The sequence below is a fragment of the Nocardia sp. NPDC051570 genome (genome assembly GCF_044454005.1).
Classification (GTDB): domain Bacteria; phylum Actinomycetota; class Actinomycetes; order Mycobacteriales; family Mycobacteriaceae; genus Nocardia.
Genome location: NZ_JBITDI010000002.1, coordinates 46,276 through 70,291 on the forward strand (window position 1 = coordinate 46,276; position 24,016 = coordinate 70,291).

Annotated in this window: 24 protein-coding genes; 15 read left to right on the plus strand and 9 right to left on the minus strand. The window is 67.3% G+C overall.

All coding sequences use genetic code 11. The features are described from left to right. The first annotated feature begins 153 nt into the window (after nt 1-153). The 4 genes from ACIA76_RS03710 (at nt 154) to ACIA76_RS03725 (ending at nt 4,095) form a co-directional block, all read left to right on the plus strand. A complete protein-coding gene (locus ACIA76_RS03710; RefSeq protein ID WP_397148096.1) occupies nt 154-699 on the plus strand; it encodes a TerD family protein in 546 nt (181 codons plus the stop codon). A 170-nt stretch (nt 700-869) separates the two neighbouring features. After that, nucleotides 870-1,754, plus strand: a complete 885-nt coding sequence (locus ACIA76_RS03715; protein WP_397148098.1) for a nuclear transport factor 2 family protein — start codon at nt 870-872, stop codon at nt 1,752-1,754. Between the two features lie 143 nt (nt 1,755-1,897). Further along, nucleotides 1,898-2,440, plus strand: a complete 543-nt coding sequence (locus tag ACIA76_RS03720) for a DoxX family protein (RefSeq protein ID WP_397148100.1) — start codon at nt 1,898-1,900, stop codon at nt 2,438-2,440. Between the two features lie 329 nt (nt 2,441-2,769). Next, the gene (locus ACIA76_RS03725) at nt 2,770-4,095 is read left to right on the plus strand and encodes a bifunctional o-acetylhomoserine/o-acetylserine sulfhydrylase (RefSeq protein ID WP_397148102.1); all 1,326 of its coding nucleotides are present in this window, start codon (nt 2,770-2,772) and stop codon (nt 4,093-4,095) included. Between the two features lie 342 nt (nt 4,096-4,437). On the opposite strand, the gene ACIA76_RS03730 is transcribed toward ACIA76_RS03725, so the two are convergent. The 3 genes from ACIA76_RS03730 to ACIA76_RS03740 are packed head-to-tail and all read right to left on the minus strand — an operon-like array spanning nt 4,438 to nt 6,304. Next, a complete protein-coding gene (locus ACIA76_RS03730) occupies nt 4,438-5,430 on the minus strand; it encodes a zinc-binding dehydrogenase (protein WP_397148104.1) in 993 nt (330 codons plus the stop codon). 4 nt (nt 5,431-5,434) lie between these two features. Then, complete coding sequence (locus ACIA76_RS03735) at nt 5,435-5,857, minus strand: organic hydroperoxide resistance protein (RefSeq protein ID WP_397148106.1); 423 nt, start codon at nt 5,855-5,857, stop codon at nt 5,435-5,437. 9 nt (nt 5,858-5,866) lie between these two features. Then, nucleotides 5,867-6,304, minus strand: a complete 438-nt coding sequence (locus ACIA76_RS03740; RefSeq protein WP_397148108.1) for a MarR family winged helix-turn-helix transcriptional regulator — start codon at nt 6,302-6,304, stop codon at nt 5,867-5,869. Between the two features lie 155 nt (nt 6,305-6,459). Here ACIA76_RS03740 and ACIA76_RS03745 point away from each other — a divergent pair, with 155 nt between their 5' ends. Beyond that, nucleotides 6,460-7,422 (plus strand): alpha/beta hydrolase family protein, encoded by a 963-nt coding sequence (locus tag ACIA76_RS03745; RefSeq protein ID WP_397148110.1) that lies wholly within the window; start codon nt 6,460-6,462, stop codon nt 7,420-7,422. Between the two features lie 190 nt (nt 7,423-7,612). Here the strand turns inward: ACIA76_RS03745 and ACIA76_RS03750 are convergent, their stop codons facing one another. Then, on the minus strand, nt 7,613-7,885 hold the full coding sequence (locus tag ACIA76_RS03750; protein WP_397148112.1) for a hypothetical protein: 273 nt from the start codon (nt 7,883-7,885) through the stop codon (nt 7,613-7,615). A gap of 501 nt (nt 7,886-8,386) precedes the next feature. On the opposite strand from ACIA76_RS03750, the gene ACIA76_RS03755 reads away from it, so the two are divergent. Further along, nucleotides 8,387-8,857, plus strand: coding sequence for a GAF domain-containing protein (locus ACIA76_RS03755; RefSeq protein WP_397148114.1), 471 nt, complete (start codon nt 8,387-8,389; stop codon nt 8,855-8,857). Between the two features lie 34 nt (nt 8,858-8,891). Here ACIA76_RS03755 and ACIA76_RS03760 read toward each other — a convergent pair whose 3' ends face one another. Next, nucleotides 8,892-9,233 carry a TetR family transcriptional regulator C-terminal domain-containing protein gene (locus tag ACIA76_RS03760; protein ID WP_397148116.1) on the minus strand — a complete coding sequence of 114 codons (342 nt, stop codon included), beginning with the start codon at nt 9,231-9,233 and terminating at the stop codon, nt 8,892-8,894. A 60-nt stretch (nt 9,234-9,293) separates the two neighbouring features. Here ACIA76_RS03760 and ACIA76_RS03765 point away from each other — a divergent pair, with 60 nt between their 5' ends. The 5 genes from ACIA76_RS03765 to ACIA76_RS03785 all read left to right on the plus strand — a co-directional run bounded on the left by ACIA76_RS03765 (nt 9,294) and on the right by ACIA76_RS03785 (nt 14,708). Beyond that, nucleotides 9,294-9,443, plus strand: coding sequence for an SDR family oxidoreductase (locus tag ACIA76_RS03765; RefSeq protein WP_397148118.1), 150 nt, complete (start codon nt 9,294-9,296; stop codon nt 9,441-9,443). A gap of 343 nt (nt 9,444-9,786) precedes the next feature. Further along, nucleotides 9,787-10,233, plus strand: a complete 447-nt coding sequence (locus tag ACIA76_RS03770) for a hypothetical protein (RefSeq protein ID WP_397148120.1) — start codon at nt 9,787-9,789, stop codon at nt 10,231-10,233. Between the two features lie 308 nt (nt 10,234-10,541). Next, nucleotides 10,542-11,687 (plus strand): nitric oxide synthase oxygenase, encoded by a 1,146-nt coding sequence (locus ACIA76_RS03775; RefSeq protein WP_397148122.1) that lies wholly within the window; start codon nt 10,542-10,544, stop codon nt 11,685-11,687. Between the two features lie 76 nt (nt 11,688-11,763). After that, nucleotides 11,764-13,761: an ArnT family glycosyltransferase gene (locus ACIA76_RS03780; RefSeq protein ID WP_397148124.1), complete on the plus strand. Its 1,998-nt coding sequence runs from the start codon at nt 11,764-11,766 to the stop codon at nt 13,759-13,761. 77 nt (nt 13,762-13,838) lie between these two features. After that, complete coding sequence (locus tag ACIA76_RS03785; protein WP_397148126.1) at nt 13,839-14,708, plus strand: AraC family transcriptional regulator; 870 nt, start codon at nt 13,839-13,841, stop codon at nt 14,706-14,708. 6 nt (nt 14,709-14,714) lie between these two features. On the opposite strand, the gene ACIA76_RS03790 is transcribed toward ACIA76_RS03785, so the two are convergent. After that, nucleotides 14,715-15,569 carry an alpha/beta fold hydrolase gene (locus ACIA76_RS03790; RefSeq protein ID WP_397148128.1) on the minus strand — a complete coding sequence of 285 codons (855 nt, stop codon included), beginning with the start codon at nt 15,567-15,569 and terminating at the stop codon, nt 14,715-14,717. Between the two features lie 100 nt (nt 15,570-15,669). Between ACIA76_RS03790 and ACIA76_RS03795 the strand changes: the two genes are divergently transcribed. The 4 genes from ACIA76_RS03795 (at nt 15,670) to ACIA76_RS03810 (ending at nt 20,628) form a co-directional block, all read left to right on the plus strand. After that, nucleotides 15,670-16,272, plus strand: coding sequence for a TetR/AcrR family transcriptional regulator (locus ACIA76_RS03795; RefSeq protein ID WP_397148130.1), 603 nt, complete (start codon nt 15,670-15,672; stop codon nt 16,270-16,272). A gap of 300 nt (nt 16,273-16,572) precedes the next feature. Next, nucleotides 16,573-17,748, plus strand: coding sequence for an alkane 1-monooxygenase (locus tag ACIA76_RS03800; RefSeq protein ID WP_397148132.1), 1,176 nt, complete (start codon nt 16,573-16,575; stop codon nt 17,746-17,748). A gap of 172 nt (nt 17,749-17,920) precedes the next feature. Then, nucleotides 17,921-19,096 (plus strand): lipase family protein, encoded by a 1,176-nt coding sequence (locus ACIA76_RS03805; protein ID WP_397148134.1) that lies wholly within the window; start codon nt 17,921-17,923, stop codon nt 19,094-19,096. A gap of 206 nt (nt 19,097-19,302) precedes the next feature. Beyond that, nucleotides 19,303-20,628 (plus strand): family 1 glycosylhydrolase, encoded by a 1,326-nt coding sequence (locus ACIA76_RS03810; RefSeq protein WP_397148136.1) that lies wholly within the window; start codon nt 19,303-19,305, stop codon nt 20,626-20,628. Nucleotides 20,629-20,630: 2 nt separating this feature from the next. Here ACIA76_RS03810 and ACIA76_RS03815 read toward each other — a convergent pair whose 3' ends face one another. The 3 genes from ACIA76_RS03815 to ACIA76_RS03825 are packed head-to-tail and all read right to left on the minus strand — an operon-like array spanning nt 20,631 to nt 23,880. Further along, nucleotides 20,631-22,979 (minus strand): ATP-binding cassette domain-containing protein, encoded by a 2,349-nt coding sequence (locus tag ACIA76_RS03815; protein ID WP_397148138.1) that lies wholly within the window; start codon nt 22,977-22,979, stop codon nt 20,631-20,633. A 29-nt stretch (nt 22,980-23,008) separates the two neighbouring features. Beyond that, nucleotides 23,009-23,419 (minus strand): VOC family protein, encoded by a 411-nt coding sequence (locus ACIA76_RS03820; protein ID WP_397148140.1) that lies wholly within the window; start codon nt 23,417-23,419, stop codon nt 23,009-23,011. A gap of 5 nt (nt 23,420-23,424) precedes the next feature. Then, on the minus strand, nt 23,425-23,880 hold the full coding sequence (locus ACIA76_RS03825) for a helix-turn-helix transcriptional regulator (RefSeq protein WP_397148142.1): 456 nt from the start codon (nt 23,878-23,880) through the stop codon (nt 23,425-23,427). Nucleotides 23,881-24,016 lie beyond the last annotated feature (136 nt).

Sequence of the window (24,016 nt, forward strand, 5' to 3'; positions counted from 1 at the left end):
ATTTACTGAACCCAGAAGGTGACCGGCGTCACATCACCCGATATCGCGAAAGCGTCCGCGACCCTGGCGAATTCACCGCATACCGCCGCGGGCCACCTACAGTGATATCCGACGGCACGGGCGGTCCGCGGCCGCGCGAGGAGGGGGATGCCGGTGACGATCGCGCTACAGCACACCGATGGCAGCACCGTCGACTATCTGGTGATGGGCCTGGGCTGGACACCGGTGACGCGGCGGCGTCTGCTCAGCACCCGCACCGCCCAGGTCGATCTCAACGCCGTCGCCCTGCTCTATCGCGACCGCACCCTCGCCGATGTCGTCTACCACGAACACGTCAGCGCAGCCGACGGCGCGGTGCGACTGCACGGCGACAACCTCACCGGCGAGGGCGAGGGCGACGACGAGATCGTCTCGATCGAGCTGGCCCGGCTGCCCGGCGACATCACCCGCATCTTCCTGGCGGTCACCTGCAGCGTCGGCGAGCCCGCCGATCTGCGCGAGGCCTACTGCCGGTTACTCGATGCCGAATCCGGCGCCGAACTGATCCGCTATCCACTCCACGACCGGTCGCACGCCGGTTTGCTCATGGGCATGCTGGTCCGGGTCGAGCCGGCCTGGAAGTTCCAGCAGATCGCCGCGCCCCTGGCCGCGCGCCATCCCGTGGACGTGGTGCCGCAGCTGGATCGATATCTGGCCTGAGGCGATCGCGCGCATATCATTTCGCCGCGCGGACACGGGTGTGCGCCACGCCACAATCGGCGGGTTCTTAACGGAATTCGTCGCAATCCAGGACTGTTAGCTATTAGTTTGCTGAGCCATGATTGGTGTTCGTTGCCCGGAGCGTCGGGGCAGCACGAAGGAGACACCTCATGCAGCACCAGCCCGTCGCCGACCGCGCCACGATCGAGCAACTCGTCTACCGTCTGACCGCCCGTGACATCGAGGGATTGCTCGAGTTGTTCACCGGCGACGCCCAGGTCGAGATCCCCTTCCAGCCGCCCGGCTTCCCCTCGACCATGGTCGGGCACGGCCAGATCCGCGAGGCGCTGACGGTCCTGGACGTCTACGAATCCGATCCGTTCACCATGTGCCTGGCCGATGCGCGGCCGCTGTCCGAATGCGGGGAATGGCTCGTGCAGGTCGACGGGCGCATGGTGGTCCGCGCGACCGGACGCCCGTATCACAACCGCTATCTGGCCAATTGCCGCATCGCCGCGGGCAAGATCGCGGCCCTGACCGTCTACCACGATCCGCTCACCCAGCTCGCTGCCTACGATCTGGCCCGCACCGAGGGGTTGGACGACTGCGCCTGGGAGCGCGCGGCGATCGAACGCTTCTACGATCTGCTGTTCGTCCAGGATCACGATTCGCTGCTGGATATGGTCGCCGAGGATATCGAATTCCGCCTGCCCTGGCCGCTGCCGGGCCTGCCCGAACGCGTCGTGGGCCGCGAGCCGATGCGTGCGCGCGCGCTGGTGCCGCTGTCGAGGCTGTGGACGCCGGGATGCCTGGCCCGCATCGGAATTCGACCGTTCACCGGGGCCCACACCTGGGTCGCCGACGTGCTCGGCGATCTCACCGCCCAGCACAGCGGCCGCTCGTACCAGGCGCATCTGCGCGCGGAGATCCGCTTCCGCCACGGCAAGATCGCCCAGCTCATCCAATACTCCAACCCCCTGGACCAGATCATCGCCCTGGGCGCGGACATTCCCGGCGTCAACGCGCCCGGGCTGGGGATCGACCTGCCGCTCTGACACGTCATGTGGTTACTTCGCGGTTGCAGGAATTTTGCGCGTCGAGTAGAAGTTGACCCCGAACGTCCGTGATAATCGGACCGCAGTCCGATTGGCAGCGTGGCCGGGACGACGACTTCCACCGACACACAGATGGAGACACCATGACCACGACGACGACCGCGGCCACCTCCGTCCGCACCGACACCCCGGCCGCCGCCGATACCCGCGGCCTCGACCTGGGCCTGCTGATCCTGCGCGTCAGCTTCGGCCTGCTACTGGCAGTCCACGGCACCCAGAAACTGTTCGGCTGGTTCGGCGGTTACGGCTGGTCGGCCACCGCCGCCGCCTTCGATGGCATGGGCTACAACCCCGGGAAGTTCTTCGGTACCCTCGCCGGACTGGCCGAGATCACCGGCGGGTTGCTGCTCGCGCTGGGCCTGCTCACTCCCCTGGCCGCCGCCATCGCCCTGGGCACCATGATCAATGCCGTTGTCGCCATGTGGTCCAAGGGTTTCAGCGCGGGCTGGGAATTCCCCCTGCTCTACACCCTCGCACCCCTGGCCCTCGCCTTCACCGGGCCCGGCCGCTACTCCCTCGACCACGCCCGCCCATGGCAGCGTCAGGGCCTGATCTGGGGCGCCGCGGCGGTGGCATTGGCCGTGATCGCGGCCATCATCACGCTCATCGCCAAGGCCGCGTTCTGAATTCGACTGCGGTGTAACCGGTTCCGCCTCCGGCCACGCCCACCCCCGGTCACCGGCGGACTGCCGGACCGGTCTCCGTGCGGTTTTCGCTGCAGGGCGGATCGGTGAGCGAACTGACCGCCTGCCTGGCCGATATCGACGGCGTCGTCGCGGTCACCGGCACCGACGACGCGAACGGAGCATGAACCGGCCCAACCCCTTTCCACGGGTACATACCGAATGCCGTGCGCCGCAGTTCGGATCGGGTCGAGCGCAATACTCGCCGCAACCGGCCGCTGTTCCTACCGTGCGTAGCACCCCCCACCGACCCGCACGAGGGAGCCGCACCGATGACCGACTCTGCCCAGCCCGCCGATCCCACCCTCGACTGGAGCTTCGAAACCAAGCAGATCCACGTCGGGCAGCTCCCCGACGGCACCACCAACGCACGCGCGCTGCCGATCTACCAGACCACCTCCTACACCTTCCGCGACACCGGCCACGCCGCAGCGCTGTTCGCACTCACCGAGCCGGGCAACATCTACACCCGCATCGCCAACCCCACCCAGGACGCGGTCGAACAACGCCTGGCCGCCCTCGAAGGCGGAGTCGCGGCGCTGCTGCTGTCCTCGGGCCAGGCCGCGGAGGCCTTCGCGATCCTCAATATCGCCGGCGCCGGTGACCATCTCGTCTCCAGCCCACGCCTGTACGGCGGCACCTACAACCTGTTCCACTACACCCTGCCCAGACTCGGCATCGAGGTCAGCTTCGTCGACGACCCCGACGACCTCGAGCAGTGGCGCGCGGCCGTACGCCCGAACACCAAGGCGTTCTACGGCGAAACGATCTCCAACCCGCAGAACCACATCCTCGACCTCCCCGGCATCGCCGATATCGCCCACGCCGAGGGCATCCCGCTGATCGTCGACAACACCGTCGCCACCCCGTATCTCATCCAGCCCCTCGCCCACGGCGCGGATATCGTCGTGCACTCGGCCACCAAGTACCTCGGCGGGCACGGCGCGGCCATCGCGGGCGTACTCATCGACGGCGGCCGCTTCGACTGGACCGTCCGCGACGCCGACGGCAACCCGCGCTTCCCCGGCTTCACCACACCCGATCCCAGCTACCACGGCGTGGTCTACGCCGAACTCGGCGCACCCGCCTACGCACTCAAGGCACGCGTGCAGTTGCTGCGCGATCTGGGTTCGGCCATCGCACCATTCAACGCGTGGCTGATCAGCCAAGGCCTCGAGACCTTGAGCCTGCGCATCGAACGCCATGTCGCCAACGCGCGCACCGTCGCCGATTTCCTCGTCGAACAGCCCAGCGTGACGAAGGTCTACTACGCGGGCCTGACCTCCTCGCCCTGGCACGAGCGCGCAAAACAGTTGGCGCCCAAAGGCGCCGGCGCGATCGTCGGCTTCGAACTCGCCGGCGGCGTGGACGCGGGCAAACGCTTCGTCGAGGCACTGACCCTGCACAGCCATGTCGCCAACATCGGCGATGTGCGCTCGCTGGTCATCCACCCCGCCTCCACCACCCACTCCCAGCTCACCCCCGCCGAACAGCTCGCCGCGGGCGTCACCCCCGGCCTGGTGCGCCTGGCCGTCGGCATCGAGGGCATCGACGACATCCTCGCCGATCTGCGCACCGGATTCGCCGCCGCCGGATGACCATGCGTGGGGTGCCCGACCGCGGGCACCCCACGCATTCCGGCATCGACTGCCGAAAACACCACTGCCCGCCCACGATTCACCCCGGCGTCGGCCGCAACACGCACCGCGTGCCGGTATAGATCGTCGGCATACACAGATTGCAGTGCGTACACCCCGACCGCACCGCCGGATCGGCCGCCAACCGCCCGGATCCGACCAGTCACCGCCGAAGTGAAACACGTTTCAATTCAGGCCGCAATCGCCGATACACCGCACCGGCTGCCCTACCTCGGGGTCGACGCCACCCACGCCGCCTGTCTCGGCCGCATGACGGTGGGCGCCGACCCCGCCGACGCCTCGTTACTCGGCGTGCGGATCCAACGCCACCTTGGCATTTCGACCCGGTCGCTCGGTCGCCAGCGCCGCCTCACCGGCCTCCGACAGCGGATAGCTCGCCGCCACCTCCAGGCGCAACGCCCCACTCGCCGCCAGATTGAACAGCTCCCCGTACAACCGGCCCAGCGCCTCCTCGCCGATCTCCTCGCCGCGCCGCGACGCCCAGAAACCCTTCACCACAGCCTGTTTGAAGATCATCGGCCCCGGCGAGATCGTCATCGGCCGACCCGACAGCGCACCGAAGGAGATCAACTCGCCACGCTCACCCAGCAGCTCCAGCAGATCACTCGCCGCCTCGCCGCCGACCTGATCGATCGCGCGCACGATCGGCTCACCGCCGGTCGCCTCCGCCACCCGCTCGCGCCAGCCCTCCGACCCGGTGTCCACCACCGGTCCGAAACCCGACTCGCGCAACGACTCCGCCGACTCCGCACTGCGCACCAGACTCAGTACCCGCACCCCGCGCCGACTGGCCAGCAGATTGAGCAACCGCCCCACCGCACCGCCCGCGGCATTCACCGCGATCCACTGCCCGCGCTCCACCGCCAGATCCTCCAGCAACATCAACGCGCTGAACGGCATCGACAACAGCTGACTCGCCGTCTCGTCGTCGACCGACTCCGGCACCGGCACCAACTTCCCCGCCTCGGCGAGGAAGTACCGCGCCCACGCACCCTGCACACCCGCGACCGCGACCCGCTGCCCCACCTCGATATCGCTCACACCGGGACCCAGCGCGTCCACCACGCCGACCGCCTCGGTGCCCGGAACATACGGCAGCTCGGGACGATAGCCGTACACCCCGCGCACGATCGCCAGATCATGATTGTGAATCGGCGACAACGTCGTCGCGATCCGCACCTGACCCGGACCCGGCTCGGGCACCGGCCGCTCGGCCGCATGCAGCACTTCCTTCGGCTCCCCGAAGGATTCGATGACAACCGCTCGCATACTCATCGGCTCAGTCCTCGGCAATCTGTAGCTCGACGTCGATATTGCCGCGCGTGGCATTGGAGTACGGGCACACCTGATGCGCCCGCTCGGTCAGCTCCCGCGCCTGCTCGGCCGACAGATGCGGCAGCGACACCTCGAGGGTGACCGTCAGCCCGAACCCGCCCGCGTCGTTGGGCCCGATGCCCACCTTCGCACCGACCGCCGAATCATCGACATTCGCCTTGGCCTGCTTGCCCACCAGCCGCAGCGCTGAATGGAAACACGCCGCATATCCCGCGGCGAACAGCTGCTCGGGATTGGTGCCCTCGCCCGTGCCGCCCATCTCCTTCGGCGTAGCCAGCGTCACATCGACTTTCCCGTCGGTGCTGCGGGCATGCCCGTTGCGCCCGTCCCCGGTGGCCAACGCCTCGGCCGTGTACACGACGTTCATAGCACTCTCCTATCGAATATGGGATGTGAGGGCCGCGGTCATGCGCTGCAGGGTCTCCCGCAGCGCCATGAGCTCCTCGAGTGACAGACCCGTGGCGGTCAACATCTCCGCCGGAATGCAGGTGGCCCGCTCGCGCAGCTCGACCCCGTGCTCGGTCAATCGAATCTCGACCCGTCGTTCATCGGCGGCCGACCGGCTACGCGCCACCAGCCCGGCCGCCTCGAGCCGCTTCAACAACGGCGACAACGTTCCCGAATCCAGCGCCAGCGCCGTACACAGCTCTCCGACGCTACGCCCGTCGCGCTCCCACAGCACCAACATCACCAGATACTGCGGGTACGTCAGCCCGAGCGCCTCGAGCTTCGACCGATACACGGCCGTCATCGCCCGCTGCGCGGCGTACAGCGGAAAGCACATCTGCTGATCCAGCGCCAGGATGTCGGTCACAGAGAGAAATGTAGTGCGCAATTATGTTGTGCGCAATGTAAATGAGCGTGAGCGCGCTCACTCCCGCACCGACGGGTTCCGGTGATTGACAAAACGGAACGACGCTCCGTATCGTTTTCGGAACGATGTTCCGCTTCAATGGGAAGGAAATCCAGATGACGAGCGAATCGCCGTACGCAGCAGGCACTTCCGGCACACCAAGCCCCGTCCTCTCGGTCGGCCCGGTCACGCTGTCGACTCCCGATCGAGCCGTCGACCTGCAGGTGCGTGTCTCCGCGCCCGTATCCGGAACCGAATTACCGGTCATCCTCTTCTCCCACGGCCATGGCCGCTCGAACCACCTGTCCTCACTCAACGGCTACGCCCCACTGGCCAACTTCTGGGCAGCGCACGGCTTCGTCGTCATCCAGCCCACCCATCTCGACTCGGCGACGCTGACCCTGAACCCCGAAACCCCTGGCGCTCCGCTGTATTGGCGATCACGGGCCGAGGATATGAAGCGCATCCTCGACCGGCTCGACGCGATCGAGGCCGCCGTCCCACAGCTCTCCGGACGCTTGGACCGAAACAAGGTCGCCGTGGCTGGGCACTCGCTGGGCGGATACACCGCAAGCCTGCTGCTGGGCGCGCGGCTCACCCATCCCGCGGACGGAACGGAAGTGAACCTGGCCGAGCCCCGGATCACGGCGGGTGTGCTGCTCGCCGCGCCCGGCCGGGGCGGGGAGGCGCTCAGCCCGGTTGCGGCCCAGAACTATCCCTTCTTCCTCACCACGGACTTCTCCACGATGAGAACACCCGCACTCGTGGTCGCAGGCGATAAGGATGCCTCCCCGCACCTGACAGTCGCGGGCGCGGCCTGGCACGCCGATCCGTATTTCCTCTCCCGGGGCCGCAAGTCCCTGCTGACCCTGTTCGACGCGGAGCACGGGCTCGGCGGGATCTCCGGATACGACGTCGCCGAGACCACCGACGAGAACCCCGAACGGGTCGCCGCGGTCCAACAGCTCAGCTGGGCCTACCTCCGCACCGAGCTCTACCCCGGGGACTCCGCCTGGCAGGACGCGTGTGACGCGCTGAGGGTCGGACCCCACCCGCTAGGACGAGTCGAATCCAGGTAAGCCGGGACATCTCAGCGACTCGTCACGCCTCGACGAAATCGGAAGGTCCCGGGATTGCGGTACGCGATGAGCGCAGCCGAATTCATGCCCGGCACAGACGATCCCGCGACCCTGTACAAGGGACCCACACACGCGCCCGTCATGATGAAGCAATTGCTCAGCGAAAACCCACCGATCCGGACACCGCGCGTCATTGCAGCGCCGCGCCCATCAACGCCCCGGCCACGGCGGTGGCCAGCCCCAGGATGAGTGCCCCCACCGCCAGTAGCGACGCCCGCCGTCGTCCCCCACCGCTGCGGCGGGCCAGCCGCACGCACCACACCATCGCAATCACCGTGGCCACCAAGTGAATCCAGATCAGATAGGGCAGTAATGCCGCCGACTGTTCGGACCCGGGCGGCGCCTCCGGCTCCGGGTCCGGCAACTGGGCCAGAACCATGTCCTGTACAGCGGTGAACAGCATCTCGGGCTTGGCCTCCTCCGCCCGCCTGCGCCCGGCTTATGGCCGGAATACCGATCGGAGTTCCACCATACTCATTCGGGCAAATCTCCAGCATCCAGATTGATCGAACTGTGTCCGGGCAGGCGAGGCGCTCCTGCCCGGCTCCTCTTCGAGGCCGGGGTAGGACGTGCGATTCAAGGTGTGCCGCGTTCGCCTGACACGATGATCTTGCATATTTAGATGCGCATATGTAAGTACCGATATTGATTGATATCTCATGTTATGACGAACCCCGCCGACGGACTGAAGCCTCGGTCCTCAGACTCGCAGCGCCGGTTCGGTTTTCGTCATTTCCCCAGCCCGGCGGCGCAGCGGCGGCCACCCGTTCCACTCCCCCAGCAGCCTCGATCGGTCTGCGGCCTGCGTTTGCCGCAGCCTGAGCGCAATTCTGGCGACCGACCGGTTAGCTGGCGAGAGTGGAGGACATCCGGCTCGAGGTTCACTGCGAAGGAGAGGTTCGGCATGCCCGAGAGCACTGAGCGGTTCCGGCCGATCGAGTCCCTGCTTCAGCAGACGGTTGACGACCTGGGAGTGCGATCGGTACTGGTGATGCGGTCGACACCGACCCATATGGCGGTGGAGGCAACCGGCGGTGTCGCGCAGGTGCACTACCCCGTGGGCGCCGAAGGACGAAAGGGCGCAGCCTTCGCCGAGGCGCGCGAACTGTACTGCGAGCGGGTGGTCGAAACCGATACCGAGCTGTTCGTGCGGGATTCGCGGGCCGATACCGATTTCGCGGGCAACGAGGACGAGGTGGAGTTCGGGCTGGTCAACTATCTCGGGTTGGCGGTACACAATCCGGACGGCACGGTCTTCGGCACCGTCTGTGTACTCGACGACCATGGACGGGAGTACACCCCTGAGCAGCGGGCACAGCTGCGAGAGCTGCGTACGGCGGCCGAACGGCTACTCGCGCAGGGTGACCCGCCGTAACAGTCCGGAGACGACGCATGGCCGACAGTCCTGATCACGCGGATTCGGTGTGATCGGTGAGAGGAAGCGCCGCAAGCGATGTCGTGGCGATCGCGGTCAACTCGGCCCGGCCGACTCCGGCCGTCGCGAGTACTTCCATGCCTCGCGTGACCGCGACGAAGTAGGCCGCGAGGGCGTGGGAGTCGGCATCGGCGGAGATCTCGCCGCTGCGTTGCGCATCGATGATGCAGTGCCGGTAGATGCCTTCGAGGCGGGTGAATCCGTCCAGCGCCGACGCCGCGACGTCGGTATCGCGATGCCCCAATTCGACGGTGGCCTTGGTGAACAGCGAGTCCTGACGATCATCGGCGCTCAGGACCAGGGCAACCTTCAACATCTGCGCCTTGATCCGCTCGGGCTCGCCGGTCTGGCGACCGATCCGGATCAGGCGCGCATCTTGCTCGACAACGAAGCCCGGCGTGTGCCGCTCGGGCGGCTCGGGCACCCCTCCGAGATCGCCGACGCGGTCGTCTTCCTTGCCTCACCGCAGGCGAGGTTCATCACCGGCACCGAACTGTTCGTCGACGGAGGGGAATCCCAAGTCTGACGCAGTTCTCGGCTCGACGCGCTCAATGCTGCCGGATGCGAACGGATCTGGGTCGACAAGGCATCCGGCAAGCTCGCGCGCCGTGATGTCGCCGCACTCCCCCGCCGGATCCCAGCGCTCCTTCATTCGCCGGATGCCGTGTCACCGGACGCACTCGCCGCGGGGCGAGTGCGATTCCGTCCCCGCCTCCGGCGTACGAACCTGCCCCCCAACCGGATTGGATCCCCGCCGGGCCTGGGGATTACCGCCGCCCGGAGGACAAGACCACCCGCCCCGGTTCGAGTCGAAACCGAGACCTCACGAGGACCGCTCCGAACGGACTCATCCACTACGGTTGTGGGCTATGGCGCCCATCGAGATCGACGATCTGCCCACACGGACTGCCGACGTGTTGCGCCGCCGCGCCCGGGCGGCGGGCTTGTCGCCGGTCGAGTATGTCCGCCGCGAGTTGATCGCGCTGGCCGATCGGCGGGTGCCGATCGATGCCGTCGTGGACTTCCTCGAATCCGAGCGACCGAATTCGGCTGCGGCAGCGGCCGATCCGGGTGCGACCGCCCTGATCCACACCTACGATCTCCCCGCCGAGACCTGGTCGGTCCTCGGCCGCCGCGCCGCCGCGACGGGTGTCCCCCTCAGCGACCACGTCCACGCCGAACTCGTCGCCATGGCCCGCCGCAGCACCATCGATGACGTCATGCACGAATTCGAGGAAGCGCAACAACACGATCCGAGCCTGCGGATCGATATGGCCGCCATCCGCGAATCCCTGCGCTACGTCCGCGGCCAGTAGGGGCCACCCCGCATCGCAGCCATCCCGTTCGCCGCCGGAGTCAGCATTCCGGCGGCGAACTCGTGCCTGCCGGACGTGCTCCTACCCCACCGGACCGACCGGTCGACATGGGCGATGTTGTTCCGAAAACGCCACATTGCCGACGCAAGATTGTGGGACCATACCGGAGGCGCTGCAGCTTACGCCTAGCATACTTCCGCCCATCCGGAGATCTGCCGTGAATTGCCCAGCAGCACAAACGATTAACCATGATGTAGCGATCCGACCGCTCGGTTGGCAAACATGCCGCCACATGATCGGGGGCGCGCATGGCGATTGACCCTGCGCTACTAGAGCGGCTCGGGGATTGTGATGAGTTCTATCGGCTGCCGGAGTTGGCGGATCTGCTGCCGGAGCGGCGGCGGGTGGCGTTGGCGATTCTGGCGTCGACCGGGAGTTACTGGCAAACCGCCGAGGAGATCATCATCGGCGCTCAGTTGGCGTGGCGCAATGCCGATCGGTGTGTCGGGCGGGCGATGTGGCGGGCGTTGACGTTGCGCGATGCTCGGCAGGTGCGCAGCCCGGCGGAATTGGCCCAGGAGTGCTGGGACTATCTGCGGGCGGCGACCAATGGCGGGGCGATCCGGCCGATGATTCTCGTCGGTCCGCCGAGCCCGGTGGACGGGGACGGGATGCATATCCTCAGCCCGCAGTTGATCCGGTACGCGGGTTATCGCAACGGCGACGGCTCGATCACCGGCGATCCCCTGCATATCGAATTGACCGAGCTGGCCGAGGATCTGGGGTGGCGCGGCGAACGCACGCCGTTCGATATCCTGCCGATGCTGATCCACTCGCCGAGCCGGACCATCGACTGGTTCGAGGTTCCCCGCGAGGTCGTGCTCGAGGTGCCGATCGAACATCCCGAATTCGACGGGTTCACCGATCTCGGCCTGAAATGGCATGCGCTGCCCGCGGTCTCGAATATGCGGTTGGAGGTCGGCGGACTGTCCTATCTGACGGTGTTCAGCGGCAACTTCGTCGAGACGGAGATCGCCTCGCGCAATCTGACCGATGCCGATCGCTACAACACACTGCCGCGCATCGGCGAGCTGATGGGTCTGGATCGGTCCCATGAGCGGACGCTGTGGCGCGACCGGGCACTACTCGAACTCAATCGCGCTGTGCTGCACTCGTTCCGCAAGGCCGGTGCGCGGATCACCGACCATCATTCGGTCGCCAAACAGTTCTGCGATCACGTGGACCGGGAGAAGGCCGCGGGGCGCGGCTGTCCCACGGATTGGAGCTGGGTCAATCCGCCGATCTCCTCGGGGCTGACACCGACCTTCCATCGCTACTACGATCCACCCGATCCGGATCTGCGGCCCGCGTTCGTGCGCGACGAGGTATCGGATCTGGCCCTGCGATCCCTCGCCCGGCGGCGATCCGCCTTCGATCTCGCGAACGCTCCCTGAGGTGCTCGGGAACGCTCTCAGCGATCTCCCAGGCGGTCGTGAGGGCCCTCACCGAATCGGATGAGAGGCTCCCGCGGTGACAGCGACCACTGCCGAGACGATCGTGCCCGAGTCGAACCCGTCCACCCCGGCCTCTCCGCCCACGCTCCCACCCGCGAGCCGCTGGGACCGGTTGGCGCTGGCGGCCCTGCTCCTCGCGACGGCCGTCGCCTATCTGTGGAATATCGGCGTCAACGGGATGGGCAATTCCTTCTATGCCGCCGCGGCCTGGGCCGGATCGCAGGATTGGAAGGCATTGCTGTTCGGATCGCTGGATCCGGGCAACTTCATCACCGTCGACAAGCCGCCGGTCTCGCAGTGGGTGATGGGACTGTCGGGGCAGTTGTTCGGTTTCAGCAGCGTGAGCATGCTGGTGCCGCAGGCGCTGATGGCCGTGGCGGCGGTCGCGCTGATGTACGGCGCCCTCACCCGGGCGACCGGTAGCCGCCGCGCCGGGCTGCTGGCCGGATTCGTGCTGGCGGCAACGCCGGTGGTGGCGTTGATGTTCCGGTTCAACAATCCCGACGCGGTCATGGTGCTGTTGATGACGGCCGCGGCGTACTGCACGGTCCGGGCGCTGGCGGTCGCGAGTGCGCGCTGGCTCGTCCTGGCCGGGGTGGCATTGGGTTTCGCCTTCCTGGCCAAGATGCTCGAGGGGCTGATGGTGCTGCCCGCGCTCGGGCTGGCGTATCTGCTCGTCGCACCGACCACATTCGGTAAGCGGATGCTGCATCTGAGCGCCGCGGCGATGGCGCTGTTCGTATCGGCCGGATGGTATGTCGTGCTGACCATGCTGTGGCCGCAGTCCGCGCGACCGTATCTGGCCGGGTCGAAGGACAACACGTTCATGGATCTGGTGCTGGGCTACAACGGTTTCGCGCGCTACCTGGGCCGCAACCATATGGGGCACAATGCGCTGTTCTCGCTGCCCAAGGGGTACGAGTTCCCGCGATTCGGGCATGGCGGAGGCGGATTCGGCGGTTTCGGGTCGGGTCCGGATCGGTTGTTCACCGGGGAGATCGGCTTCGAGATCTCGTGGCTGATCCCGGCGGCCGTGGTGGCGTTCGTCTTCGTACTCATCGCGCGGTGGCGCGCCGGGCGCACCGATCTCGTGCGTGGGGCCGCACTGGTGTTCGGGCTGTGGCTGCTCATCGACTCGGTCGCGTTCACGGGCATGCAGGGCGGCATGCACGCCTACTACACCCTCGCGGTCGCACCGGCCGTGGTCGGAACCTTCACCCTCGGCGTATACGAGGTGTGGCAGCGCCGGGCGACGGCCCTGGGCCGGATCGGGGGGGCCGCACTGGTGCTGGCCTGCGGCGTCTGGGGATTCGTTGTGCTGCAGCGCAATGCGGACTGGCAGCCGTGGCTGCGCTGGACGGTGCTCGCGGTGAGCGTGCTGGCCGCGGCCGGACTGCTGGGCGCTCTGGTGTCGCGGCGGTTGTGGAAACTGTCCGGGATGGCGCTGGTCGTCGGCGTCCTGGCCGGACTGGCCGGATCGACCGCCTACGCCGGGGCGACACTGCCGCAGGCGCATACCGGCGGCGGTCCGTCGGTGGGTCCTGCCCGGCCCGAACAACCGGGCCCGTTCGCCGAATTCCGCCGCCAGATGGCCATGTTCATGGGTGACGGCGAGATCGATCCGCAGCTGGCGTCGATGCTGCGCGCCACCACGACCCGGTGGTCGGCCGCCATCGATCGCTCCTCCCCCGCGGCCGGACTCGAATTGGCCACGCGCACCTCTGTTCTCGCGATCGGCGGCTTCACCTCCGAGGATCCGGTGCCCACCCTCGCCGGTTTCCAGGACATGGTGCGCCGCCACGAGATCACCTACTATCTCGTGCCCGAGGTGAAGCTGCCCGATTCGTGGCGCACGGACAAGAACGCGAGCCCCGCGCCGGCACAACAGGATCCGGACGCCGGCTGGTGGCGGCCGGTCGGCAATACCGCGCTCTACGACTGGGTGGCCGCGCACTACACCCCGCAGCGGCTCGACGGTTTGGCGATCTACGACCTCACCGCGCCCGCGCACTGAGCCGTTGCGGGCGTGTCGTGGTGCAGTGATGCGCATACCTTCATGTTCACGCCGTCGCACTCGGTAGCGTCGTAGCCGTGGATGTGCTCGCGGAGATGTTGCAAGGGATCCGCGCCGAGGGATCGCTGCTGTGGCGGGCCGACCGCCAGACGCCGTGGTCCTGGCTGGCGGATCGGGCCGCACCGCTGACCCTCTACGCCGTGCTGCATGGGCACGCCTGGCTCAGCCGCGACGGCGGCGCCGACGAATTGAGTGCGGGTGATGTCGCCCTGATCAGAGGGCCCGGACCACAGCCCGGCGCGGATGGGCCCGCGCCCCTGACCGCGCGGGACTGTACGGCCCTGCGCGCGCCCGCCCCCGGGCACGGCCCGCGCGCGGTCGTCATCGCGGGCACCTACGGCAGCACCGATATCGCCGGGCGGCGACTGCTGGACTCGTTGCCGGAGTATGTCTGTGTCACCGCCGAATCCGGCGCCTCGCCCGCGCTGGCACTGCTCGACGAGGAGATCGACAGCATCGGCCCGGGCCGCCAGGTGGTCCGCGACCGGCTGCTGGACGCGCTGCTGGCGCACACCCTGCGCGCGTGGCTGGCGGGCGCCGAACCGGATTCGCCGGGATGGCGTGCGGCCCTGCGCGATCCGGTGGTCGCCCGCATCCTCTATGCCATCCACTCCAGTCCGGGCAACCCGTGGACCGCCGAATCGCTGGCCGCCCATGCCGCGGTCTCGCGCGCCACGCTCTATCGCCGGTTCACCGCACTGTTCGGCGAATCCCCGCTGTCCTATCTCAACAGCCGCCGCATGACCCTGGCCGCGGGCCTGCTCGCGCGGGGCGAGCCCGTGGCCGCAGTGGCCCGGAAGGTGGGCTATACCAATCCCTTCGCCTTCAGCACCGCGTTTCGGCGACATCACGGACAACCACCCCGGACCCTGCATCCGCAGGGTTGAATGGCGCTACAGGACTGACGCTCGAGCGTCGCCGTCGGTCCAGAACACCACCAGATCGTCGCGGACCTGGTCTGGCCGTTCCTCGTTCGGCAGATGTCCCACGCCCCGGTACACCGCGACGCGCGCGCCCAGCTCCGCCGCGAAGCGCTCGTGCACCTCGGGCGCCCACAGATCCCCGGTATCGCCGTACCCGACCAGAATCGGCACCCCCGCCGCGCGCACGACCGCGGGCGCAGGCGGGCGGGTCTGCATGGTGCGCACGATGCCGACCAGATTCGCCTTCCTCGTCGCGAAGATCCGCCGATGCAGGAACTCCCGCTTCGCCTGGTCGAGAACCTCCGTCGCGCCCGCGCCGGCGAGCATCTGCCACACCACATCCTGGCCGCCGGCCTCGATCAGCTGTTCCACCTGCGCGGGCGGCGGAAAGGCGATGTCCTGGAGCGAGGACGGTCCCGACGCCAGCAGGGTGAAGGTGCTGAAGAGGTCGGGCCGTGCCACCACCGCGGTACGCGCGACATATCCGCCGAACGAATGACCCACCAGATGCACGGGCGCGCCGAGACTTTCGACCACGCCGATCAGATCGGCGGAGAAGGTCTCGATGGTGTAGTCGTCGCGATCCTCGGAACCCTCGGATTCGAACTGACCGCGCTGATCGTAGGCGACACAACGGAATCCGGCGTCGGCCAGGATCGGCAGCAGACCCGCGAAGTCCTCCTTGGAGCCGGTGAAGCCGGGCACCAACACGGCCGTGCCGCGGGTGGCGACACCCGGCGGCGGCGCGCACTCCCATCCGGCGAGGGCGCCCGCACCTCCCCGCAACGACATCGGAACGATCCGGGATTCGGTGGCGCGACTCATCGGGAACCTCTCATGCGACTGCGGGCACGACGACGTACCCGAGCGTCATACTAACCGAGTACTCGGTAGGTAGAGCGGTTCCGCGCGATAGGATTCGGACATGTCCACACCGAACCGCGGCGACGCACGCAAGGAGCGCATACTCGAGGTCGCGCTGAAGACCTTCGCGGACAACGGCTTCCGCGGCGCCTCGATCGCGGAGATCGCCGATCGGTGCGGGCTGTCACAGCCCGGGCTGCTGCACCACTTCCCCAGCAAGGCGGCGCTGCTGGCAGGGGTACTCGAGTATCGCGATCGGCTCGACGCCGAACGCCTGGGTACCGACGAGCAGCCGCGCGGCCCGCTCGCGCTGCATCAGCTCGTGCGCGCGGTCGAGCACAACACACAAGTGCCCGGACTGGTCCGGCTGTTCACCGTCGTCACCGCCGAGGCGGTCGCGGCGGATCATCCCGCGCACGACTGGGCCGTCGCGCGCTATCGGCATCTCGAAGCGTGGATCACCCGCGCACTGGACGCGGGCATCGCCGACGGCACGATCCGGCCCGGCATCGACGCGGTCGCGGTGGCCCGGCAGATCATGGCGATGATGGACGGGTTGCAGCTGCAATGGCTGCTCGACCCCGAGAACATCGACATGGCAACCCTTTTCCGCACTCACATCGAGGAGTTGCTGGCACGCATCGCGGTCGCCGCGGCGGATTAGCGACCGGCAAACCTCCGGCCACCCCCACGCAATCGGACATATCGCCGCCTCGAGGCCCGCTGACCGGGCGCGGGGCGGTGACCACTATCACGGGTAGATCTCATTGCAATTTCGGCAGATCACCGAACAGACCGGCCTCGTCGTTCACGGCAACTGAAAACAGTTTAGCGCTACTAAAAATGGCCGGTTCCGAGTGGAATTTCCGCCCGTAAACGGCTATACGTTAGCCGTGATAACAGACCCTAGGTTCGTAACGGGCAGTGAACCAGGGGTCTCGGGTATCTATATGAGGGAATGTGCATGCTAACGTTCAGCAAACGCTCGAATTCCCCAGACCCCAAGCGTCACCTGTGGGTTTTGGGACTCATCGCGCCGGCCAGCGCCTTGCTGCCGTCGCAGTTGGTGTTACACACCGGCCTGCCGGTGTTCTGGTGGATCGGCCCGATCATCATCTTCATCGTGATCCCCGTGCTGGACTGGGTCGTCGGGCAGGATGGCAACAACCCCCGCGACGAGGACTACGAGCTGCTGTCCAATGATCGCTACTACCGGTGGTGCACCTTCCTGTTCCTGCCGGTTCAGCTGATCGGCCTGCTCATCGCCTGTGCCATGTGGGCCGGCAACGAGTTGAGCCTGGTGGACAAGCTCGGCCTGGCGGCCACGCTCGGCTTCGTCAGCGGTATCGGCATCAACGCCGCGCACGAGCTCGGCCACCGCGTGGAGCATGCGGAGCAGTGGCTGGCGAAAATCGCGCTGGCCCAATCGGGTTACGGACACTTCTTCGTCGAGCACAACAAGGGCCATCACGCACGCGTCGCCACCCCCGACGATCCGGCGAGCGCGCGGTTCGGCGAATCGCTCTACGAATTCCTGCCCCGCAGCGTGTTCGGCGGTCTGCGCTCGGCCATCGAGCTGGAGCGGAATCGGTTGCGGCGCAAGAACCATGGCTGGTGGAGCATTCACAATCATGTCCTGCAGGCCTGGTCGATGACCGTCGTGTTGTTCGGTACGCTGCTGGCCGTGTGGGGTTGGACCATCCTTCCGTATCTGCTGCTGCAGGCGGTGCTCGGTGCGGCGCTGCTCGAGACCGTCAACTACATCGAGCACTACGGGCTGCAGCGCGAGCGCCGGCCCAACGGCCGGTGGGCGCGCTGCTCGCCGCGCGACAGCTGGAACAGCGATCGGCTGGTGACCAACATCTTCCTGTTCCATCTGCAGCGGCACAGCGACCATCACGCCAACCCGGGTCGCCGGTATCAGACGTTGCGGAGCAGCGAGGAATCTCCGCAATTGCCAGCGGGTTACGCGACGATGATCCTCTTCGCGATCTTCCCGCCGGTGTGGCGTCACGTCATGGACGCCCGGCTGCTCGAGCACTACGACGGCGATCTCGGGCGCGCCAATGTTCTCCCGCGTAAGCGCGCCAAGCTGTTGGCCGCCCACGGGTCCGATGAGGAAGTGCAGGCCGCCGCGTGAGATCGGCATATTTGTTCCACGGTAAATGCAAGAAAGTTTCACGAGTTATCGCGGGGCGACGCGAAAATCGCGCCGCTTCCCTTTTCCCCAGTTTGCGACACGGCAAGAAGTGGCAGGAGTGACGATGACCGGAATTCGCTCAGGGCGTCGATGGCGAGCGGTGATGCGGCGGATGACCGTACGCCTCGCCGTCACGGCGGCGGCGATCACCGCGGCGCTGGCGACGGCGAGCCCCGCTCAGGCGACGGCGATCTACCCGATCGCCGACCCGGATCCGTTCTACGCGGCGCCGGCCGATATCGGGAACTTCCGACCCGGAGATGTGGTGCGCAGCCGCCAGATCCCCGCGGTCCAGTTCCCGGGCTCGACGGTCTGGCAACTGTTGTACCGATCGACGGACTCCGGAGGCGATCCGATCGCCGCGATGACCACGGTGATCCTGCCGCTGGGCGGCGGGCACAATCAGCCGCTGGTGTCCTATCAGCCGTTCATCAACGCGCTCGGTCTGCAGTGCGCGCCCTCGCACGGCCTGTTCACCGGTGAGGTGAAGGAGTCGGTGGCGCTGAATCTGCTGCTGGCCCGCGGCTGGGCGGTCACCGTGCCGGACTACCTCGGACCGGACAGCGCCTACGGTGCGGCCAAGATGGGCGGCCGGCTCGTGCTCGACAGCACGCGAGCGATCAAGCGGTTCAAGCAGATCGGCCTGGCCGACAGCCCGGTCGCCCTCGCCGGCTACTCCGGCGGCGGCATGGTGACCGGCTTCGCGGCGGCGTTGGCGCCGGACTACGCGCCCGAACTGCCGATCGTCGGTGTGGCCATGGGCGGCGTGGTGGAGAACATCGGCAAGCTGGCCCTCGACACGTACGGCGCCCCCAATCCGCTGTTCGGACTGGGCTTCGCGGGCGCGGTCGGACTCGAGCGCGAGTATCCGAAGGATATGGCGCTGGACAAGTGGCTGAACCCGGCCGGCCTCGCGTTGCGCAACCAGATGTCCAACGCGTGCACCGAGGAGATCATCGCCGACGCGGCCAACAAGAAGTTCACCGACTACTTCAACGGCAGCGCCGACGACGTCAACGCCACCCAGGTCCACATCATCCACGCCAACAGCCTCGAGACCTTCGACGGCGTGCCGCGGGCCCCGATCTACCAGTGGCACGGCACCTCCGACGTGGTGAGCCCGCAGCTCGTCCGCGAGGTCGCGGGCCGCTACTGCCATGCGGGAACTCCGGTGCAGCTGGACATGCTGCCCGGCGCCGACCACGGCACGGGAATGCTCAACGCCCCGCGTGCCATCGACTACCTCGCCGATCGGTTCGCGGGCAGGCCCGCACCGAGTAACTGCTGAAAGCCGGCCCAGGGGAAGGGCTTCCGTATCGGTCCATGCGAAAGGAGCCGGTACGGAAGTAGCGGATCGCGCGCGTCGCCGAGGCCGTCGACGCGCGCGGTCCGCTTTTCGCTGTCTTGTCGGCATCGCTCCGATGCTCCAGGCGACTCGCGCGACACGCCGGGTCGCGACACGATTTCGAGCTACTCCCTGGCTACTGTTGCTGAATGCGACAGTCCCTGCATCGGCGGCTGCTGGCCGCGGCGGCCGCGGTGACCGCCCTGGTCGCGACCGGTCCGGTCGCCGCCGCCGCGCCCGCACCCGCGGCGGAGCTGCCGTCGCTGGGCGAGCAGTTCCTGTGGGGTGTGGCGGCCTCGGGCTTCCAATCCGAAGGCCGTGCCCCCGACAGCAATTGGACCCGCTACATCGCCACCGGCGCGGTCGAGCCGTACCACGATTCGGTGCGATTCCTCGATCGCTACACCGCCGATATCGATCGCGCGGCCCGGCTGGGTGCCAAGGTGTTCCGGATCAGCATCGAATGGGCTCGGGTGCAGCCGAATCCGGACCGCTGGGACGATGGCGCGTTCTCGGTCTACGACGCGATCGTCAACGCCATCGAGGGCGCGGGCATGACGCCGATGCTGACCCTGGACCATTGGGTCTATCCGGGCTGGGCCGCTGATCGCGGCGGCTGGCGCCAGCAGGGCATGGTCGAGGACTGGCTGGCCAACGCGCGGAAGGTGGTGGGGCACTTCGCCTCCCGCAATCCGATCTGGGTGACGATCAACGAGCCCGGCGCCTATCTGGGCACCGAGCGCCGGATCGGCGCGATCACCGACGAGCAGTGGCCCGCGGCCATGGATCGAATGGCCCAGGCGCATAACGCCATCTACGACGAGATCCACCGGATCCAGCCCAAGGCCCTGGTCACCAGCAATGTCGGCTACGTGCCCGGCGCCGAGACCTCGGTCAACCAGCCCTTCATCGACAAGGTGCGCGATAAGCTCGACTTCCTCGGCATCGACTACTACTTCGGCCCCGATCCGGGTCCCCAGCAGGGCGCCACCGCGGCGGGTGCGCCCGGGATGTGGAATCTGCCCCTGCAGACCGAGGGCATCTACTACGCGCTGCGGCACTACGCCCGGCAGTTTCCCGGCAAGCCGCTGTACGTCGTCGAGAACGGCATGCCGACCGAGAACGACCGGCCCCGCCCGGACCAGTACTCGCGCGCCGATCATCTGCGCGACACGATCTACTGGCTGCAGCGCGCCAAGGCCGACGGCATGAACGTGATCGGCTACAACTACTGGAGCCTCACCGACAACTACGAATGGGGTTCCTACGCACCGCGTTTCGGCCTGTTCACGGTGAACGTCGTCGACGATCCCGAGCTGGTGCGCCGCCCCACCGAGGCGGTCGAGGCCTTCGCGACCCTGGCCCGCGCGGGCGGGGTACCCGCGAACTATCGCCCCACCCGCCCGCCCGTGCCCTGTTCGCAGGTCGATCCGCCCGACAGCTGCGACAATCCGGTCGACTCGGTCGAACGCTGAGATCAGGCGCCGACATAGGCGGCGAGATGTTCGCCGGTGAGGGTGGAGCGCGCAGCGACCAGATCGGCGGGCGTGCCTTCGAAGACGATCGTGCCGCCGTCGTGTCCCGCGCCCGGGCCCAGATCGATGATCCAGTCGGCGTGCGCCATCACCGCCTGATGATGTTCGATCACGATCACCGACTTCCCGGAATCCACCAGCCGATCCAGCAGGACGAGCAGCTGTTCGACATCGGCCGGATGCAGCCCGGTGGTCGGCTCGTCGAGCACGTAGACACCACCCTTGTCCGCCATATGCGTGGCAAGCTTGAGCCGCTGCCGTTCACCGCCGGACAGCGTAGTGAGCGGCTGCCCGATCGTGAGATAGCCCAGTCCGACCTCGGCGAGCCGCTCCAGGATCGCATGCGCGGCGGGGAGTTTCGCCGCGCCGGAGGCGAAGAACCGCTCGGCCTCGCTCACCGGCATCGCCAGCACCTCGCTGATATCGCACCCGCCGAGGCGGTACTTCAGCACCGACGCGTCGAATCGCTTCCCGCCGCACTCCTCACAGACGCTGGCCACACCGGCCATCATCGCCAGATCGGTGTAGATGACACCGGCGCCGTTGCAGTTCGGGCAGGCGCCCTCCGAATTGGCGCTGAACAGAGCCGGTTTCACGCCGTTGGCCTTCGCGAACGCCTTGCGGATCGGCTCGAGCAGTCCGGTGTAGGTCGCCGGATTACTGCGCCGTGAACCGCGGATCGGGGTCTGGTCGACCGAGACGACATCGCCGGGCGGGATCGAGCCGTGCAGCAGCGAACTCTTGCCCGAGCCCGCGACGCCGGTGACGACGACCAGCACTCCGAGCGGGATGTCGACGTCCACATCGCGCAGGTTGTTGGTGTTCGCGCCGCGAATCTCCACCGCGCCGTTCGACTTTCGCACATCGGTCTTGAGCGCGGCCCGGTCGTCGAAGTGCCGGCCGGTAATGGTGCGGCTGGACCGCAGGCCCGCCACGGTGCCCTCGAAGCAGACCGTGCCGCCCGCCGCGCCCGCGCCGGGACCGAGATCGACGATATGGTCGGCGATCGCGATCGTCTCCGGTTTGTGCTCGACGACCAGCACCGTATTGCCCTTGTCGCGCAATCGGAGCAGCAGGTCGTTCATGCGCCCGATATCGTGCGGATGCAGGCCCGCGGTGGGCTCGTCGAAGACGTAGGTGACATCGGTCAGTGCGGAGCCCAGGTGGCGAATCATCTTGACGCGCTGGGCCTCTCCGCCCGAGAGCGTGCCCGCCGACCGCTCCAGCGCCAGGTAGCCCAGCCCGATCTCCACGAACGAGTCGAGGGTGTGGCGCAGAGCGTCGAGCAGCGGCGCCACCGAGGGTTCCTTCAGTGCGCCGACCCACCCCGCGAGATCGCTGATCTGCATCGCGCAGGCGTCGGCGATGCTCTTACCCTTGATCTTCGAGGTTCGGGCGCCCTCGTTCAGGCGGGTGCCATCGCAGTCCGGACAGATCTGGAAGGTGACCGCGCGCTCCACGAAGGCGCGGATATGCGGCTGCAGCGCGTCGACGTCCTTGGACAGCATGGACTTTCGGATCCTGGGGATCAGACCCTCGTAGGTGAGGTTGATGCCGTCGACCTTGATCTTGGTCGGTTCCTTGTAGAGCAGATCGTCCAGCTCGCGCTTGGTGAACTTCTTGATCGGCTTGTCCGGATCGAAGTACCCGCAGCCGGTGAAGATCCGGCCGAACCAGCCGTCCATGCTGTAGCCAGGGATGGTGAGCGCGCCCTCGTTGAGGGATTTGGTGTCGTCGTAGAGCTGGGTCAGGTCGATATCGTTGACCGCGCCGCGGCCCTCGCAGCGCGAGCACATGCCGCCGGTGACGGTGAAGGTGCGGCGCTCGCGCACCTGGCGGCCGCCGCGCTCGAAGGTGACCGCGCCCCCGCCGCTGACCGAGGCGACGTTGAACGCGTAGGCCCGCTGCGAGCCGATATGCGGTTTCGCGAGGCGGCTGAACAGGATTCGCAGCATCGCGTTGGCGTCGGTGGCGGTGCCGACCGTGGAGCGGAGGTCACCGCCCATGCGCTGCTGATCGACGATGATCGCGGTGGTCAGCCCCTCGAGCACATCGACCTCGGGCCGGGCCAGCGTGGGCATGAAGCCCTGCACGAAGGCGCTGTAGGTCTCGTTGATCAGCCGCTGCGATTCCGCGGCGATCGTATCGAAGACCAGTGAGCTCTTGCCCGAGCCGGAGACGCCGGTGAACACGGTCAGCCGGCGCTTCGGGATCTCGATGCTGATGTCTTTGAGATTGTTCTCGCGCGCGCCGTGCACGCGAATCAGATCGTGGCTGTCGACCTTGCTCATCGGGTCTCCCTGTTCTCGGGCCGGATGGCTCAGCCCAGTTGCTGGATGCGGATGAGGTTGCCCGCGGGATCGCGGAACGCGCAGTCGCGCACGCCGTAAGGCTGATCGGTCGGTTCCTGGACGACCTCGGCGTCGGCGGCCTGCAGCCGTTCGAAGGTGCCGTCGACGTCCTTGCTGGCCAGCACCACGGTGCCGTAGGTGCCCTTGGCCATCATCTCGGTGAGGGTGCGGCGCTCGTCGTCGGTCAGGCCGGGCGTCGCGGCGGGCGGATACAGGACGATGGCGGTATCGGGCTGATCGGCCGGGCCCACGGTGATCCAGTACATCCCGTTGTAGCCCACATCCTTGCGGATCTCGAAGCCGAGGGTGTCGCGATAGAAGGTCCGGGCCGCGTCCGGATCGTTCTGCGGGAGGAAGCTGGCGGCGATGCTGATATCCATGAGGATCAGGCTAATTGCGGCTTGGTTGCCTGCGCTTCTCGATTCCTGATCGGTCTGGTGACCTGTTTCGCCACGCACGACGGCATTCCCTCCGTCGACTGCGCCTGCTCCTTGCGATAGACGCTGGGCGATACGCCGACCAGTTCGGTGAACCGCGTGGAGAAGGTGCCCAGCGAGGAGCAGCCGACCGCGAAACACACCTCGGTGACGGTGAGATCGCCGCGCCGCAGCAGCGCCATCGCGCGCTCGATGCGCCGCGTCATCAGATAGGAGTACGGCGATTCCCCGTAGGCGAGCTTGAATTGGCGACTGAGATGTCCCGCCGACATATACGCGTCCCGCGCGAGCGCCTCGACGTCCAGCGGCTGTGCGTACTCGCGGTCGATGCGATCACGCACGCGCCGCAAGCGCGCGAGATCCCGCACATTCTGCTCCGCGGCAGGTTTGCTCACGGTGCACATCGTCGCACGGACACCGGGAGTTGCCTATCGTGCCGGACTCGCCGCGCCGCAGGCCCGCGACGTCCGCTAATAATCGGACCGGCCGGTATTATCCGATCGGTTATCGACCACCGATGTTCGATTCTCGCGAGAGGAA